This is a genomic window from Oceanispirochaeta crateris, from assembly GCF_008329965.1.
Taxonomy (GTDB): Bacteria; Spirochaetota; Spirochaetia; order DSM-2461; family DSM-2461; genus Oceanispirochaeta; species Oceanispirochaeta crateris.
Window position 1 is genome coordinate 1,855,547 of record NZ_CP036150.1, and the last position, 17,331, is coordinate 1,872,877.

The window sequence follows — 17,331 nt, forward strand, 5'->3', positions numbered from 1 at the left end:
TGCCATGTACGGGCAGTCCATTTATCATTGTAGATGTGTACAAATTAATCGATTTGAAGAGAAAAATCAACATCAGAGGTTCCTTGAGAGAACAGGAATCACTAAAAAACCTCACAAGCTTCCGCCTTGGCGGAAAGGCTGATCTATATGCCGAGCCTTCTGATGAAGAAGATCTTCTGCATCTGCTTCGAGCCCTGAAAGAGATGGAAATTCCCTGGTTTATCCTGGGAGGAGGAGCCAATATCCTCATATCTGACAGGGGAATCAGAGGCATGGTCATCTCTATGACCCGACTGGATTCGATAAGTAAAAAAGAAAGCTCTTTGACGCTCGGTGCGGGACTCCCCGTATCGGATGGTGCAGCCTATGCCGCCGACAAGGGGCTCAAAGGCCTGGAGTTCATCTATGCCATGCCCGGTTCCGTAGGAGGAGCCCTCTGGATGAATGCCCGCTGTTATGGCGGTGAGATAGCCGGGATACTGAAAGGTGCCACCATCATCAATGAAAATTTGGAAAGAGAGTATGTCCCATTCAAAACAAATGAGTGGAACTATAAAAAATCCCCATTCCAGAACAGGAATTGTATTATACTATCTGCCGAGTTCTCTTTGGAAAGAGCTGTCCCTTCCGATCTCTGGATAGAGATGAAAAGAATACGGAAAGACCGGGAAGACAAGGGACATTTTCGTGCCCCCTGCGCTGGTTCAACCTTTAAAAATAACAGGGCCTTTGGTGCACCTTCTGGACAGATCATCGAAGATGCCGGACTGAAGGGATATAGAATAGGCGGTGCAGCCGTATCAGATTGGCATGGAAATATCCTTATCAATGAGAAAGATGCAACGGCGGAAGAGTTGGACAAACTGATCAAGTTTGTTCAAGAGAGAGTTCAGGAGAAGACTGGGTTTCTTCTGGAACCTGAGGTAATCAGGGTTGGTGACTGGAGGTCAATTGATGCAGAATCTGATTGAAAACCTGAAAGAGTATCTGGATCCTGTCAATGACGGTCAGCTCCGGTCGGTTCTGGATGAACTGAGTGCCGCTGAAATCGCCGAAATCTGGGACAATTTTTCCAATGAAGAGAGTCTTAGAATATTCGCCCTCATCCAACAGGACAAAAGAAGTGACCTCATATCCGAGCTCCACATCTATGAACAGGAACATCTCATCAGAGAGCTCTCGGAGGGAATCACAAAGACTCTTTTAAATGGAATGGAACCGGATAATCTTGTAGACCTGATTCAGTCGGTCAGCCCGGAGCTACGCTCTGCCGTTTGGGAACAGCTGAGCGAAGAGACACGGAGAGAGACAACGTTTCTACTACGCTTTGACGAAGATGATGCTGCAGGTATCATGACTCCCAGGTATGCGGCCATCCTTGGGGGAATCACAGTCGCCCAGGCTCTGAAATTCATCCGGAAAACGATGGATGAAATGGAAACCATTTACTACTTGTATGTGGTTGATAAATTAAAGAGGCTCAATGGGGTCGTCTCCCTCAAGGACATACTCAGAGCCAATGATTCGGACCGGATTGAAGATATCATGATCCGCAAGGTCATATATGTTCACGATGATACAGACCAGGAAGAGTCTGCCAGAGTTCTTGAAAATCACGGTTTACTGGCTCTTCCCGTAGTGGACCGATTTAACAGACTCCTGGGAATCATTACCTTTGATGATGTAATTGATGTCATCAGGGAAGAGCAGACAGAAGATATCTATAAGATGGGAGCCATGGGTGGAAACACAAATAGTTATCTGGAAACCAGCTCATGGGGTCTGGTAAAAAAGCGTATTCCCTGGCTGATCATCCTCCTCGTGGCAGGAACTATCACGACAAATGTACTCCATCTCTATCAAGACTTACTTCTGGCAGCCGCATTTTTGACACTTTTTATACCGGTTATAACGCAGACAGGGGGAAACTCGGGAACTCAGTCATCCACTTTGATGATTAGAGGACTGGCAACAGGAGAGCTTCACTTCAGGGATATTGGGAAGGTCATGCTCAAAGAGATCATCGTGGGCCTGTTTTTGGGAATAACCACGGGAGTTGTCATTTTAACCAGAGCCTACTTCACCCCTCCGGGAATAGAATTTCTACCAGCTATAGCCATTGCCATATCCTTGTGCAGTGTTGTAATTTTTGCCACAGTTTTGGGCGCCTTTGTCCCCATGCTGATCCACAAGATTGGATTTGACCCGACAGTAGCTGCTGGCCCCCTGATGTCGACAGTCATTGATGTGTGCGGACTAACCATTTTCTTCGAAGTATCCAAGAGGATTCTCACCCTGTGAAACAGCGTTCTTCAGAAACGGAGATTGAGTTCTACAAGAATCATGTTTCCCGGGTTGAAGTGGATGCAACGACAATAGAAATCAACCCCTCGAGCCGGCTGTATTTTGCCGGTTCCTGTTTTGCAGAGAACCTTTTTTCCTACTGGCAGGAACACTTTCTCTCGGGAGCCCTATCTCCTTTTGGCAGTACCTATAACCCTGTTTCTCTGCGAGACAGCCTCTGCCTGATTTGTGAATATCAGGAAGTAAAAGAAGAGGATCTTTTTCTACATAATGAACTCTGGCGGCATCCCCTGTTTAATACTCTTATGGCCGATAAGACAGCATCGGTAGTAACGAGCAGAATCAATAAAAGCCTCATGAATCATAGGCTTCTCTTGCAACAAAGTGACTTTCTTATTCTGACCCTGGGAACAGCCTATGTGTATGAAGAGATTAAAACACATAACATTGTAAATAACTGCCATAGACGACCATCTACTGAGTTTCGAAGGTACGCTCTAACAGTCGAAATGATAGTAGAAGCTCTGGAAAGCCTGATGAAGGCTGTGAGAAAAATAAATCCGGGAATAAAACTGATTCTGACCCTGAGTCCAGTCCGGCACCTGAGGGATAAAGCCTCTGAGAACTCCCTGAGCAAGGCTCTTCTGCGCTGCGGCATAGAGGAGTTTTTAAACCGGGACCATGATTCTGAATACTTCCCGTCCTATGAAATTCTGCTAGATGAGCTACGGGATTACCGTTGGTACACAGAGGATCTGGTACACCCCTCTGATGCGGCATTGAAGTATATTATGTCCCGTTTTTGTGAGTCCCGGGGAAATGATGCCCTAAAATTATATTTAAAAGACTCAGAAGCTCTGAGCCGGATGAATCGCCACAAGGTTCTTCATCCGGACACAGAAGAGGGAAGAAATTTTATGGCGTTGAAAGAAGCAAAAAAACAGGATTTTTTAAAAAAATATCCCTTTACCACTTTAAAAGATTTCTAAAGACGTCTTCTCAACACCCATTTTAAGAATTGAGTATGAATCTCCCAGGATGAGGCCCCATATCCTCCGGCGGCTACCCAGGCAGAAGGAATCTGTCGGTCTTCCAAGTAATGATAGAGGGTCTGGTCCCGTTCCAGCATCTGCTCTTTGGTCATGGATATAAGATTTGTCGAAGGAAGTTCATCCTTTTCGTAGGGATCCACACCGCCGACGACAAGGACCAAATCCGGACGGCCCTTGTGTTCCAGTTCGTCCAGGGCTTTCATCAGCCGAGGGATGTACTCGCCCTCTTCTCCTGCTTCAATAGGAATATCCACATCCCCGGGAAACCAGGAGGGGTTAAGACTGCCGTCTTCCATCATCTTTGGTGAATCCAGCGGCCAGCCTTTGGCCATATGAATGCTCAAAGTGGTTATATCATCATGAGAGGCCATGACTTCGGCTGTCCCGTCTCCCCGATGAGCATCCATATCTACAATCCAGGCGGTCTTAAACAGCCCCTCAGAATGGGCCCTTAAAATAGCCACAGCAATATCATTAAGAAGGCAGAATCCATGACCGAAGTCTGGATGCCCATGATGCATACCTCCCCCCAGGAAGTAACAAAACCCGGTCTCCAAAGCCTTGGAAATGGACGCGTAAGTCCCCGAAATAATGGTCATTACATCCTCAATGATTCCTCCCAACTCCGCAGAAGCATCTTCAGGATCATACCTGTTAAAGTTGCCCTGCTCATCTAAAAGTTCATAGGCTTTGATGAGAGTCTGAGTCTGTTCCTCGCCGAAAAGGCGGTCCAGATATCCACGATTATGAGCCCTCTCCAGATCCTCCCTGTTAATGACAGAGGGAATATCATGAATGTACCACTCCTTGGATCTTGAGCCCAGAATCGGATCTTCAAGAAGAGCTTTGATTGTATTTGTTTTCCGGCTGTCCAGGGATGGTATTTGAATTCCGTATTTTGGAAATGTGATTTTGGCATCAGGATTATAAATTAGCATTGTTCAACTCCCGGTTAATATTTTTCCTCTGCTAGAGGTTTTTCAATTTATCAGAAAAGTATAAGCTCCCGGAAGCCTCCGGACCAGTACTCTTCTCCATAATCTACTGAAAACTGGGAACCTGAGCGAATATATTGTTGTACCACAAAAAAGATAACCCACCGGTTGTCTACAAGGGTGTGTTCCACAACCAGGTTCGGATCAAAACTGTGATTGACATAACGCAGCTCATTTCCCATTTTCAGAGCATTGACCTCGTAAAGAACATCTTCATACCAGGCATCGGGGTAATCCCAGGTATAATCCGTATCATACCTCACCGGCTCCTCTATGCTCTCAGGATCGAGGATTAGATCCTCTCCGGACTGAACAAGACCGGCATACTCAGATAGAAAATCTCCGGGTTTCATATCGACTGCGGCAAATAAGCCGTATCCAACATCCTCCGAAACCTTCTGTATTGAAACAGGAGCCATAAAAGCCTCCTCGATCTTACCATGATAATCTGCGTGAAGAGTCTCAAACTCCTCTTGATTATCCAGATAATAGGGCGACTCTTTCTGGTCTCTTGAAAAAACAGGAACATCCTTGTAAACAGACCTTGAAATATAGTCTAATCCCTGGGATTCCATAAACCGGCGACGAGAATCGGGAGTTTCATATTTTTCCGACATTCACAGCTCCTAAAAAAAGCATTGACCTTGGGGATCACCATCACGACAGGATTCATAGGATATGCCTTTTGAATAGCATCCCGTTGGCAGATCCAACCGACAATACAGCCAATCACTGGATTGCGTAGTGTCCTGGGCCAATAAAGACCTGATGACAACATTATTAAAGTAACTAAATGCCAGACTCAAAGCAACAGACAGCAGAAAAAACAGAACGTTGACAGGACGGGATAAGGATTTTTTAATTTATTTTGTCTTTCATATGAGAATTTAAGGACATATTATACAATTTTTTGGTATTTTAGTTTGAGCTTTTAGAACCTTTCTCATCAATTGATTTATCCCTCTATATTCCCTATTCTGTTAATAGTTATGATGAGAACTGGAAGACAACGCAGGCACAGGAAAAGACTAAAGCCGACTCTTTCCCTGGATCAGCTGCTGAGAAAACAGCCCAAGTCCCTACAAAAGAACCCTCTTTACTCCCTGATGGAAAATCATTTTAGACTCTCCCAACCATTGCAGAGCTTAAGGATAAACCGTCGTTGTTACCGCCTCATGGACAAAGCTGTTATTGATCCAGAAAATCTGGTTCATTTCTATAGAACCTACGGATTACCTCAAGATCCATTCTTCCCTCTATTTTTCAACATTAAAAGGGATTATTTAAAAAAAAGAGAAGAAGCAGCACTAAGAAAAGAAGAGTATATTCTAAAGAAAATGCAGCAATTACCAATGGAAAAACGAAAGATCCTCCGCTTCTTGGCTGAATGGGAGGAAGAGGTGAACTCAAATAAAAACCGTCCTCTCTGGGAGCGGAATATCTACCCTAGAAGCAAGAAACGGGTCCATGAGCTCCTGCAATATCGAGAGTCTGAATGGATAGAGCTCTTTGACAACCATTTAGATTTAATGCTGCAACGGTATTCTGTCATTTCTGAATCCAGGTTGATGACAGTAAAGGCCTGTCTTACCCTGGACCTCCCTCCCAAAGTGAAACCCTTCAGGCTTCCTTTTCAAAAGGACATACAGAAGGCCTTCTTAAAACGATGTCCCATATGTCACCCTGATACGGGAGGTGATGGTAAACTGTTTACCCTCCTACAAGAAAGAAGAACACTACTGAGGGACAGAATCAGGGAATAAGAGCTCTCCCCCTTTTGAATACCGCCCTCTTATACTAGACTGGCGATGACTTCTAAAAGAGTTTTTCTATCAAAGGGTTTTTGCATAAAGGCATCGATTCCCGGAGGGAGTTCATTCTGGTTTAGATTTTCATTAAATCCGGAAAATAGAATAATAGGCAAATCCGGCCTCAGTTCTTTCAGTTCCCGGGCCACTAAATCTCCTCTCTTTTCCGGCATAGTCATATCCAGGATTGCCAAGCCATAGGCCTCTGGATTCTCATGAAAATTCTTGACCCCTTCCAAGGCACTACTGAAACTATGAACCACAAAGCCTTCCTTCTCCAGATAGAGTGTAAGAAGGTCCAGAATCAATGACTCATCATCTATGGCGATAATGTGCAATTTTCCGGGTATTTTATAGATCTGTTTTTGTTCTTCCGAAGGGTCAATATTGTAATCAAGGATGGGCAGATACAAAATGATGGATGTTCCCTTACCGGGGAGACTCTCCACACTGATCTGTCCATTCCATTCGCTGATCAAACCATGAACAACGCTGAGGCCCATTCCGGTTCCTTCTCCAGATTTACGGGTGGTGTAGAAGGGATCAAAGATACGGCTCTTCACTTCCTCGGTCATTCCGACTCCCGTATCATGGAAACTAAGTTCCATCCAGCGTGTTCCATCACAGGAAGAGATTTTTCTAAGGATTTCCTCTTTTTCCAACTCTCTTAAACTCACGGTCAGACAGCCACCATCGGGCATAGCCAGCCTGGCATTGGTACAAATATTCATGATGACTCTATGGACCTGCCCTTCATCGGCCATGATATAGGAATGGTTGTCAATAATTTGTTTGATCTTGATTGAGCTGGGAAAAGAAGGGGTGACCAGAGTAAAAACCTCCTTGACCATGCTGGAAATCTGAACAGGAATCATTTTAGTTTTTTTATTGCTGGAGAAATCTAAAATTTTTCCTATTAGAGCTTCACCACGATTTGAGGCCTTATGGATCGTTTCAAAAAGGGATGAGATCTCTTGATTTTCTGAGAATCGGGTCATGCCAATATCTGAATATCCTTTGATGACCGTGAGAACATTGTTAAAGTCATGGGCAATGCCCCCCGCCAGAATTCCCAGAGATTCCAATCGCTGTTTTCTAGACAGTTGTTCTTCCATCTCCTTGCGTTCGGAAATATCCCGAAAGTTCCCACGTAAACCAAGGTCTATCCCGTCTTTACTCCTGATATGCCAACAATCATGTTGAAGCCAACGGAGGCTTCCGTCTTTGTGGAGGATGCGGATTTGAGTGTCAGATTCTTTATGATCTCCAATATTCTGATGGGAAAAATGTGAATCCCATAACTCCCGATCCTCAGGGTATATGATTTGTAACAGAAGTTCAGAGTTCTCCAGAAATTCAGAAGCCGCATATCCTGATATTCTCTCGCAGGAGGGTGAGACATAGATAAATTGTCCTTGATCATCCATCCAGAACTCCCAATTATAATTGTAATCGGCGATGGTGGAATATTTCTGCTGAATAGCAGACAAGGCAGAGTCAAATTCATCTCTGAAACTCAGATCTCGACTGATAGAGAGTAAAAATTGTCTGCCCCTGGATTCAAAAAGCTGGGATGAAGTTTCTACGGGAAAAGAGCCGCCTTCCTTGATTGGGAGAGTGGTTTCTGTAATATGAAATCCCTTCCTTCTTAATTCTTGAGTCATCTCCTCTCTCCAAGGAGTAGTTTCATTCTTCAAGAACTCATCGGCTTTCATCAGATACATCTCTTTTTGTGAATATCCAGTTTTTTCACAGAAGGACTCATTTACATCCAAAAACAGCCCATTTTCATCGTCTGTTAAACCGACCACAGAGATCAAGTCTTTGGCCCCATTGAAAAGGCGCTTATAATTTTCTTCACTGTCCTGAAGTCTGACACTGACCTGTGCCACCTTAAGCCTCAAAAGAAATACAAAAAGCATCACGAATATGAAGACCAGGACCGCCGCGGCAGTGAGATAGAAAATCCACTGTGGTATGACTTCCACTGTGTCTACAAAACGTAGACTGTTCAACTCTCTGTTATATACGGAGTTTTCATCATTTCTCATTTCTACAAGAGCCGTGTCAATGATTTCCAACAGGAATTCCGGTCCCCCCTTACGCAAGGCGATATAGGATTTGCTGGGTGAAAAAAGGATATTTGAACTCTTGATTCTGCTCTCATACCAGGCAAGACTGTTGTAAGAGACGAGGCCGTCAACGTCTCCTCCCAGAAGCTTTTGGGTCATAATCTGGTTATCCGGGTAGTAAACCGGCACAAATGGAATATTAAAATCCTTCATCATTTGAATGAAATTCTTCCCATTCTGACCGCCCTCCATCAGGGCTATCCTTTTATCATGAAGGTCGAGAACACTCTCTATGGGACTATCGGGTGGAACAAAAAGCTGGCTCCAGCTTACAATAAATGGCTCTTTATTGAAGGTAAAGAGCTCTTTTCTTTCTTCTGTCATCAAAAATGCAGGTAGAATATCAATCTCACCGGAGAGGACCTTCTCATAGGCATCTTGAAAGGTTAATCCTGTGACAAACTGGACCGTATACCCCTCTTCTTCCAGGATAGAACGGAGGACTTCGGGAAAAAGACCGGCCACCTGCCCCTGATCATTAACATAACAGACCGGCTTCACACCATCAAAGACGGCAACCGTCACGATTTCTGCATAAAGTGTACAATTAACAACAATAAGAAGAGAAATCAGAAGAACTTTCCGCCATCTAAACCACATAAATTATCCTCATTCTGACTTTCGGAACCTATACTCATTTACTTTATTTGTAATAAAAGGATTATAATATTAATCCTGCTAGGATTTGAACCTAACATATAAAGCCATAAGGAAACAGGATGGGTGATACAGGAACACTTGAAGAACAACTACAGCGCTTTTTCGGATTCACAGCCTTTAGGGGAAAACAACGGAGGGTAATTGAATCTGCCTTGTCGGGCCATAGTACCCTGGCTGTCTTTCCTACAGGAAGCGGCAAGAGCCTCTGCTATCAGCTCCCGGCACTCTTGCAGGAAGGGCTCACACTGGTCATAAGCCCCCTTATAGCCCTGATGAAAGATCAGGTGGATTTTCTAGAAAAACACAACATACCAGCAGCCCGATACGATACATCTCTCACCAGAGAGGAGTGGGAAGAGGTCAATCAACAGATGAGATCCAATAAACTGAAGATTCTCTTTGTTTCTCCCGAACGCCTGGGAAATGAAAAGTTTATTGCCTTGATGACCCGGATCAAGATTCAAACCCTGGTGATTGATGAAATCCACTCCATTTCCGAATGGGGTCATAACTTCCGGCCGGATTATCTGAAGCTGGCCCGCTATTACAAGGAACTAAAGATTCCCAAGATGATTGGTTTAACCGCAACAGCCAATAAAAAGGTCATAAAAGATATTTGCCGGGTCTTCTCAATCGAAGAGGAACATTGCATTGTCAGCGGATTTCACCGCCCCAATCTGTATATCAGGATTCACCCTGTGTCAGAGACAAACCGGAATCAGAAGTTGCTAGAAACCCTTAAAATAAGAGAGTCCGGTCCAGCGATCGTCTATGTGAGCCAGCAAAAAACAAGCAATGAGGTTCAGAAATACCTGGAAGCCCATGGCATTTCCGCCAGGGCCTACCATGCAGGGATGGGAGCTGAGGCAAGAAAGGACGTCCAGAATTGGTTTATGCCCAGTGAGAAGGCAGTGATTGTAGCTACTATTGCCTTTGGTATGGGTATTGATAAGGCAAATGTCCGTCAGGTGATCCATTACAATCTACCCAAGAGCCTTGAAAACTATATGCAGGAAATCGGTCGGGCCGGCAGAGACGGCCAAGCAGCAGACTGCACACTCCTGTATTGTCCATCAGACAGGATAGTCCTTGAAAATTACAGTTATGGAGACACACCCGCGAGGGAAAACATTCACAAATTACTGCAGATGCTTTCCCATCTTGATCATGAATTTTCAATTAGTCCCTATCACTGCTCCAGAGACTTTGATATCAGAGATCTTGTTTGCCGGACTCTTTTCACCTATTTAGAATTGGACTCATTTATAGAGAGTACAGGTAGTTTTGCCAATGAATACAGCATCCGGTTTATAAGACCCGAAAAAGAGAGAACTCTTCAAATTGGTCCCGAAAGAGCCGCTTTTCTGGAATCAGTCTTTTCCACAGGTAAAATGGGACGGCTTTTACTGAAACTAGATCTTCTCCAGGCCGCACAAACTACCGGAGAAGATCTTTCCAGAATACAGAGAGCCCTCATCTGGCTCGAAAATGAGGGCTGGATTGAGACGAAAGTTAAAAATATGCGTCACAGTTATAGAAAGATAAAAACTGACTGGAATGTGGATGAGATGACGGAAACACTTGTAAAGCGTTTTACCGAGAGAGAAGATACAGATATCCGGAGAATCGATCTCATCGAACAGCTCTGCTTATCACAACATTGCAGAACTGCAGTCCTGCTAAAATACTTTGGTGAAGAACTAAAAAATGACAGCTGCGGCCACTGCGATTTCTGCGATAACACGGCAGAAATGACGGTAGAAAATCAAGAGAATCCGGGACTCAGTCCCTCCCAAAAGACAGAACTGAAGTCTCTCCTGAAAACAATTGAAAATGAAAACCTCACCATATCCCAGACGACCCGGTTCCTTTGCGGACTCTCTACGCCGGGATTAAGCCGGAAAAAGATGACAAAAGCGAAAGGATTCGGAAACTTCCAAAACTCCCCTTACAAGGTTGTTCAATCAGAAGTAAATTCGATAAAACGCCAAAGTGAAACATCATAATGGGATTCTATTGACTCTTCCAGATCGTCGGGTAAAAGAGGATAAAAGTTCAGTCCCGTCAGGCCTTCAACCTCATCAATGGACACAGCATAATCCTGAAGGCGTCCTTCCCCCTTTCGGTTGGGTAGCACAAAGCCTATCCCCTTATAGTCAGGTTCTTTGTAATCCAGAATTACTTTGAAATAATACTCTGGAACTGCCACCTCATTCTTGCCGATAACAGGATAATTCTCTTTTGTGAGGATTGGCCCCGTGACGACGTAAATAGACTCGTTCTCAGAGGCCCAGGTTCGAACACAGGACTCCAGAAAAGCCCAGATACCCCGGTTGAATCCCGGAACCTGTGGGCTCATATTGCTCATGAGAAATGACTCATCCATAGACTCTGAACTCATTTTCATATCAGCTGCCGGAGCCAGATGACCCCGGTCATACCCCGAATATTTATAATCTGAAAGAGCTACGGAGCCGCTAAGAATCTCTCGGTCTTCCCGGAAGCGGTTGGAACGTTTTGCAAGTCCCACCACTTCCTCCTGGGTCAATTCATAGGCCACCCAGTCCGGCTGTTCAAACTTTTCATTGTACTGCAGAGTATAAAAGGAGCGTTCATAAATGGAACTGTCTGCTGAAACCTGCGGGATCTCCAGCCCCTGAGGAAAAAGAGCACTCAAGGGACATAAAGATATGATAATTGACAGGATCAGGATTCTCTTTATTTTCATTTCTCTTGATCCTACCTTCATCAACAAATAGAGTCAAACCGGCGAAATGAAAAGTTTTTTGATTCATCTTGAATCGAGGAAAAATTCAAACTACAGAATATAGACATATTTATATATTCGTTTTATATTTTCAAGCAACCCTTCATTAAGGAAGAAAACCGTGGATTACCCTGTTGCAGAAAGAGCTCTAATAAAATGGACTAAAGAACGCCTTAAGGTGATTGAAGTCTCAGAGAAGTTTTGTCATTACAGATTTGAAATGGACGGTTCCACCTGTAGCAATGGAGGAGTAGAGTTTAAGGCCTTCCTTCATGCCAACATAAGCCCTCCTCCTCAATCATTGATAGAGAAAGCCTGGATTGAAATACCCGAAGAGGAACAAGCCTCGGCCACTCATATGTGCTGCTGTTTCAAAAGCGGACCCAAAGAGAGGCAGACCTACTTTGAATCCTTAAAAAAGGACGCATCCTTTACCGGTGAGTCCCTTGAAAATGAGATTCTCAAAGAGCTTCCTCTAAACCATGCTGGTTGTCTTTGTTATCAGCCCATGATAAATCAGAAATGGAAAATGGCATTATCGACGATCCATTACGCCCGATCAACCTCTCCATCGGGAATATAACTCTTCTTTTTAAGGGATCTTTATCCTGAAGAGAACAGGATAAGAAGACCTCGTAAAATCATCGAACCTCTTTGTTCTCCATTGAAAACCGGAGGCTTTGTCCATCAGGCTGTTCCAAAACAGTTGTAGTTGTGGGAAAGGCAAATTCAATACCGGCTTCTGAAAACTCCTTCATGATTCTGAAGTTAACCCTTTCTGAAAACTCCATAAACTTCCAGTAGTCCGGCGGGAAGTACCAGAACAGCATCAAAATATTCAGAGAATCCGGATTGTACTCGTTAAAATAGACTCTCGGGGGATAGTCTTCATGCATTCCTTCATGGTTATCCAGAATATTCTTGATGATATCCAGAGCCTGCTCCATTTTTTCCAAGGTCGTTCCATAGGTGACAGTAATATTAGTGAGTCTCCGAATGTGAGGGCGTCTTCCGATATTTTCGATAGAGCTGGATGCCATCTGTTCATTGGGGATAATGACCTGGTGGCCCACAAGAGTTCTGATTCTGGTGCTTCTAAATCCTATGGCCTCGATGGTGCCATCATACTCATTGACATGAACTCTCTCTCCGATCTTGAACGGTTTATCCGTCATAATCATAATACTGCCGAAAAAATTCTTAAGTGTATCCTGAGCAGCCAAAGCAACAGCCAAACCACCAATTCCAAGACCAGCCAGTAGGGCCGTCAGAGGTTTTCCTGTTATGATTTGTACGGCACTGAAAACACCTGCAAGGATGATGGAGATGCGGATAATCATTCGGAGTAGTTCGACAAAAGTCTTATCAACATTGTTTGTGTCCTGGTCGGAATAGGAACTCAGGCGCATTCCCAAGATTTCTACAAACTGGAAAATAAAAAGGATCACCGCAGCCAGGAAAAACAGGTTTATCATCTTATCTAAAACATTGGCATACCCGGGGATTTCGAGGACCATCTGCTTAAACCAGATAAGAATACAGGCCAGAGTTATGAACTGAACGGGTTTGGACAAGGATCGAACAATAATAATGATCCGTTCGGTCTCCTCGGCTCCCTCTAAAACTGCCAAGGTCGTTTTAAAAATCTTCTGAACCACCATTAGAATGAGACAGGAGATAACAAGCCCATTGAGAAGTAGTCCAGTACGGACAATTTCGGAAGTCTCAAGTTCTACAGGAAGTAAACCTAGAATATTCCACATGACAATTGAAAAAGACAGAAAGAACAGGGTGAACTTGAGGCCACGATTATGGGCTAACCCCGCCTTAAGGGTCTGTTCACCCTCTTCGGACTGATCCGGTATAAATGGATCAGAATCCTGGGATTTTTCAGTTTCAGATTGGGCTGCTTTTGAATTGAGGAATACCAGCCCCAGATTCAGAAGCATATAGACTGGAATGAAAATTCCCGATGTCAAAATAATGGAGGAAACTGCCCCGTAAACCAGACTCCAAGGAAATTGCGGTCCCGGGCTGTGCTTCACAATTCTGAGGAAGAGATAGAGGAGTTCAAAGCGGACAAAAACTCTGAAAATACAAAGAAGATGAAAATAGAAGAAGTGCAGAACTTTCTTTACTTCCGGTTTTTGTGAACGGTTTTTCTTGATCAAAGAATGAAAGATCAATTCCTGAATCAGAAAAATCGTAAAGAACCCTCCGGCACCATAGACAAGAGAGCCTATGGACCAGTCCGAAAAAAGTCTTAAAAGCCTATCTAAGTTATACATACTCCACCCTATTCGTGTCTGTGATCATAAACCTTATTTTTTCCATCTTAGAAAATCTGAAATGATTTGACTCATTTCAGGGCATCTCAAATATCCATAGGACTTATGATGATTCTCATTTCCATTGGATTCATAGTCATTGTGAATAAAAAAATCTTCAGGTTGAACACCCAGCCGATTTGGAAGAAAATCATTCTTCAGGTCTGCGTTAAAAGCCACAAGATCCTTAAAGTCGGCAAGATTTTTCCATGCCCCCCTGATATTTTCGGGAGTTCTCAGTTCCTTTGAAGCATCCCCGGACGCTTTCAGATCCGCAACAAGATGATTCTTTACCACTGGGATTCCCAGGGGTGAGCCAATGGTAACAAAGGTATCTATTTCAACCTCAGGAACATACCGGGTAAGAACATCCCAGGCAATGATGGACCCCATGGAATGGGCTATGAGGAGGATCTTTTTTCTTTTGTGTTTGCGAAGAATGTCTGCCAGTTGCCGGCAGATCTCGTCCCGGATAGACAGAGAATCACCTGAAGGATCTCCATAATAGACCGCGAGGTCTTTGACAAAATGACGAAGTACGAAATCTGTAAGACTGTTAAAATGAGAAAATCCATCTCCGTCATACAGAATTTTTTCCAATTGGTCATTGATATGCTTTCTGATCCTTTTCTTGATTTTGTTGTCTCTGTTTTTAAGGACCACATTGCTGCTTTTAATATAGGGTTCTTTGAGATAACTCGGATCATCCTTGTCTATGCATTGGGGATTGAAGGGTGTGCGATGTACGATTGAGGCCCAATAAACCATTTTAAACCGTAAAAATAAGAATTTCCCCTTATTGCTGAGCCCTTCCCGAATGGCAGCCTTCCACCAAACAGAGAGTTGTTTACGAGGCGGTTTATTACCCATTCCGTGAATGGCTATGATGATTTTGCTCATACGATTTTAACTATATCATAACTCATGTTTTTTTCAGTATATAAAAAGAAATACTCCACCAAGATCCAAAAATATTATAACCGGCTTTGCAAACTGCCGCCACAGGTAGGAAAAGGGCCCGGATGAAACTGTATGTCCTCTTCGTAAAGATACCTTATGGACAAAGTTGTGGTCAAATGGTCTATAAAAATAAGCAGCCTGAAGGAGGCTGCTTATTGTGATATTTGCCCATAACGGATCTTATACGTAACCCTGGGCTATCATAGAATTGGCGATTTTAATAAATCCACCGATATTGGCCCCCACAACATAGTTCACAAAACCGGTTTCGTCTTTTCCATACTTGACGCAGGTTTCATGAATATTCTTCATAATGACCTGAAGTTTCGCATCCACCTCTTCTCTGCTCCAGGTTAAGTGCAAAGCGTTTTGGGTCATTTCAAGCCCCGAGACAGCCACTCCTCCTGCATTAGCGGCTTTTCCCGGACCGTACAGAATTTTAGATTCCAGAAAAACTTCCACCGCTTCGGGAGTCGAGGGCATGTTGGCCCCTTCACTGATTACATAACAACCGTTCTTAACGAGGGTTCTTGCATCATCAACATCAATCTCATTTTGTGTGGCACAAGGCAGGGCAATGTCACACTCAATACTCCAGGGACGTTGGCCTTCAAGGTAGCTTACCGAATACTTTTCTGCATATTCAGAGATACGACCGCGACGAATGTTTTTCAATTCCATAACATACTGCAGCTTTTCTTCATCAATGCCATCAGGATCATATATGGTTCCATTTGAATCTGAAAGTGTGACAACTTTACCACCCATCTCTATGATTTTTTCAACAGAATACTGTGCCACATTTCCAGAACCTGAAATGGCGACAGTCTTCCCTTTAATACTGTCATTCCTTGTTTGCATCATTTCGTTTGCAAAATATACGGCACCATAACCAGTGGCTTCAGGCCTGATCAGGCTTCCGCCCCACTCCAGGCCTTTCCCTGTCAGGATACCCGAGAACTCATTACGGATTCTCTTGTATTGTCCAAACATATATCCAATTTCGCGGCCACCCACACCAATATCTCCGGCAGGAACATCCGTGTTTGGTCCGATATGCCGTTGGAGTTCTGTCATAAAAGATTGACAAAAGCGCATAACCTCATTGTCCGATTTACCCTTAGGATCAAAATCTGATCCACCTTTCCCTCCCCCCATGGGCAGAGTTGTCAGGCTGTTTTTAAAAGACTGTTCAAAAGCAAGGAATTTTAGAATTCCAAGATTCACCGTGGGGTGAAATCGAAGTCCTCCCTTGTAAGGACCGATAGCACTGTTCATTTCAATCCTGTAGCCGCGATTGATTTGAATCTCACCTTTATCATCAATCCAGGAAACACGGAACATGATGACCCGTTCCGGTTCTGTCATCCGTTCCAGCACCTTAGAAAATTTATATTCAGGATTTTCTTCTATAAAAGGCATCAACGATTCTACGACTTCTTTTACAGCCTGATGGAATTCAGTTTCACCCTGATTTCTGGCTATCACCTTTGCCATGAACTCATTTACTTTCACATCTAGAATATTTGTCATTTTGACTCCCCGTACCCGTTTATTAAAATTTGTTTGATTTATTTATTAATAAAACATATCTCATTGAGCTGTACGGATTAGAGATAAAATTAAGTGAAACACTGAGAAAATTCAGTAATTCTCTTAGGATTTATATTTTGATGATGTTATTGCGAATGCCGAATTTCACAAGATCTACGGCCGTTTTCAGATTCAATTTCTGCATGATATGATTTTTATGAGACTCAACAGTTCTAACACTGATATACAGTTTTTCAGAAATTTCATTATTGGTAAGGCTATCACCCCAGAGTTGAAGGATTTCCAGTTCTCTGGAACTCAGACTGCTGACCCGGGAATTCTCAACAGAAACCTCCTCAGTTTGGAGATTGGAAATATATTTTTGCAACAACAGCTGGGTAATAGACTTGCTAAAATAATCATGACCATTTCGCAGAGTATATACAGCCTCAATGAGGTCATTCTTTTCACAATCCTTGGATAGAAAACCCTTAGCGCCAGTTTTTATGGTTTTTAATATTGTGCTCTCATTATCAGTTTCAGAAAGAATGAGAATCCGTATCCTTGGATAGAGTTTATTGAGTTTCTCAGAAAGCTTTAAGACAGGGATATTCAACTCAGGCAAGTAGAGGATAAGAATGTTGATCTGCCTCAATCCAAAACAGTTCAATATATTGTCTAGAGAATTTTCCTTGAGGGAAATTTGAATATCCTCTACATCCTCCATCAATTGACAGAGGCCCAGAAGGATTAATTTATGTTCACAAAATATCCCGACTTTGATTGTATCCAT

Annotated in this window: 14 protein-coding genes; 6 read left to right on the forward strand and 8 right to left on the reverse strand. The window is 43.4% G+C overall.

Features of this window, described 5'->3' with window-relative positions; genetic code table 11:
* Window positions 1–35: 35 nt before the first annotated feature.
* Genes murB through EXM22_RS08515 form a run of 3 tightly spaced genes read left to right on the forward strand, consistent with a single transcriptional unit; the run spans window position 36 to window position 3,293 of the window.
* Window positions 36–971, forward strand: coding sequence for a UDP-N-acetylmuramate dehydrogenase (gene murB / locus EXM22_RS08505; protein WP_168203417.1), 936 nt, complete (start codon window positions 36–38; stop codon window positions 969–971).
* The gene (gene mgtE, locus EXM22_RS08510) at window positions 955–2,301 is read left to right on the forward strand and encodes a magnesium transporter (RefSeq protein WP_149486104.1); all 1,347 of its coding nucleotides are present in this window, start codon (window positions 955–957) and stop codon (window positions 2,299–2,301) included. The genes murB and mgtE overlap by 17 nt, the downstream gene beginning before the upstream one ends.
* On the forward strand, window positions 2,298–3,293 hold the full coding sequence (locus EXM22_RS08515; protein WP_168203418.1) for a GSCFA domain-containing protein: 996 nt from the start codon (window positions 2,298–2,300) through the stop codon (window positions 3,291–3,293). The genes mgtE and EXM22_RS08515 overlap by 4 nt, the downstream gene beginning before the upstream one ends.
* Here the strand turns inward: EXM22_RS08515 and EXM22_RS08520 are convergent.
* Complete coding sequence (locus tag EXM22_RS08520; RefSeq protein ID WP_149486106.1) at window positions 3,290–4,294, reverse strand: histone deacetylase family protein; 1,005 nt, start codon at window positions 4,292–4,294, stop codon at window positions 3,290–3,292. The genes EXM22_RS08515 and EXM22_RS08520 overlap by 4 nt on opposite strands.
* 50 nt (window positions 4,295–4,344) lie before the next feature.
* Complete coding sequence (locus EXM22_RS08525) at window positions 4,345–4,968, reverse strand: SET domain-containing protein-lysine N-methyltransferase (RefSeq protein ID WP_149486107.1); 624 nt, start codon at window positions 4,966–4,968, stop codon at window positions 4,345–4,347.
* Between the two features lie 372 nt (window positions 4,969–5,340).
* Between EXM22_RS08525 and EXM22_RS08530 the strand changes: the two genes are divergently transcribed.
* Window positions 5,341–6,114 (forward strand): hypothetical protein, encoded by a 774-nt coding sequence (locus tag EXM22_RS08530; RefSeq protein WP_149486108.1) that lies wholly within the window; start codon window positions 5,341–5,343, stop codon window positions 6,112–6,114.
* Window positions 6,115–6,143: 29 nt separating this feature from the next.
* Here the strand turns inward: EXM22_RS08530 and EXM22_RS08535 are convergent, their stop codons facing one another.
* Window positions 6,144–8,891, reverse strand: a complete 2,748-nt coding sequence (locus EXM22_RS08535) for a PAS domain S-box protein (RefSeq protein WP_149486109.1) — start codon at window positions 8,889–8,891, stop codon at window positions 6,144–6,146.
* Window positions 8,892–9,010: 119 nt separating this feature from the next.
* On the opposite strand from EXM22_RS08535, the gene EXM22_RS08540 reads away from it, so the two are divergent.
* Complete coding sequence (locus EXM22_RS08540) at window positions 9,011–10,957, forward strand: RecQ family ATP-dependent DNA helicase (RefSeq protein WP_149486110.1); 1,947 nt, start codon at window positions 9,011–9,013, stop codon at window positions 10,955–10,957.
* Here the strand turns inward: EXM22_RS08540 and EXM22_RS08545 are convergent.
* Window positions 10,912–11,679 (reverse strand): DNA/RNA non-specific endonuclease, encoded by a 768-nt coding sequence (locus EXM22_RS08545; protein ID WP_210411570.1) that lies wholly within the window; start codon window positions 11,677–11,679, stop codon window positions 10,912–10,914. The two genes, EXM22_RS08540 and EXM22_RS08545, sit on opposite strands and share 46 nt — an antisense overlap.
* Window positions 11,680–11,839: 160 nt before the next feature.
* On the opposite strand from EXM22_RS08545, the gene EXM22_RS08550 reads away from it, so the two are divergent.
* Window positions 11,840–12,301, forward strand: a complete 462-nt coding sequence (locus EXM22_RS08550) for a hypothetical protein (RefSeq protein WP_149486111.1) — start codon at window positions 11,840–11,842, stop codon at window positions 12,299–12,301.
* 58 nt (window positions 12,302–12,359) lie between these two features.
* Here EXM22_RS08550 and EXM22_RS08555 read toward each other — a convergent pair whose 3' ends face one another.
* The 4 genes from EXM22_RS08555 to EXM22_RS08570 all read right to left on the reverse strand — a co-directional run bounded on the left by EXM22_RS08555 (window position 12,360) and on the right by EXM22_RS08570 (window position 17,331).
* Window positions 12,360–14,006, reverse strand: coding sequence for a mechanosensitive ion channel family protein (locus tag EXM22_RS08555; protein WP_149486112.1), 1,647 nt, complete (start codon window positions 14,004–14,006; stop codon window positions 12,360–12,362).
* A gap of 33 nt (window positions 14,007–14,039) precedes the next feature.
* The gene (locus tag EXM22_RS08560; protein ID WP_149486113.1) at window positions 14,040–14,945 is read right to left on the reverse strand and encodes an esterase/lipase family protein; all 906 of its coding nucleotides are present in this window, start codon (window positions 14,943–14,945) and stop codon (window positions 14,040–14,042) included.
* A gap of 240 nt (window positions 14,946–15,185) precedes the next feature.
* Window positions 15,186–16,538: an NADP-specific glutamate dehydrogenase gene (gene gdhA / locus EXM22_RS08565; protein ID WP_149486114.1), complete on the reverse strand. Its 1,353-nt coding sequence runs from the start codon at window positions 16,536–16,538 to the stop codon at window positions 15,186–15,188.
* Between the two features lie 130 nt (window positions 16,539–16,668).
* The gene (locus tag EXM22_RS08570) at window positions 16,669–17,331 is read right to left on the reverse strand and encodes a helix-turn-helix transcriptional regulator (RefSeq protein WP_149486115.1); all 663 of its coding nucleotides are present in this window, start codon (window positions 17,329–17,331) and stop codon (window positions 16,669–16,671) included.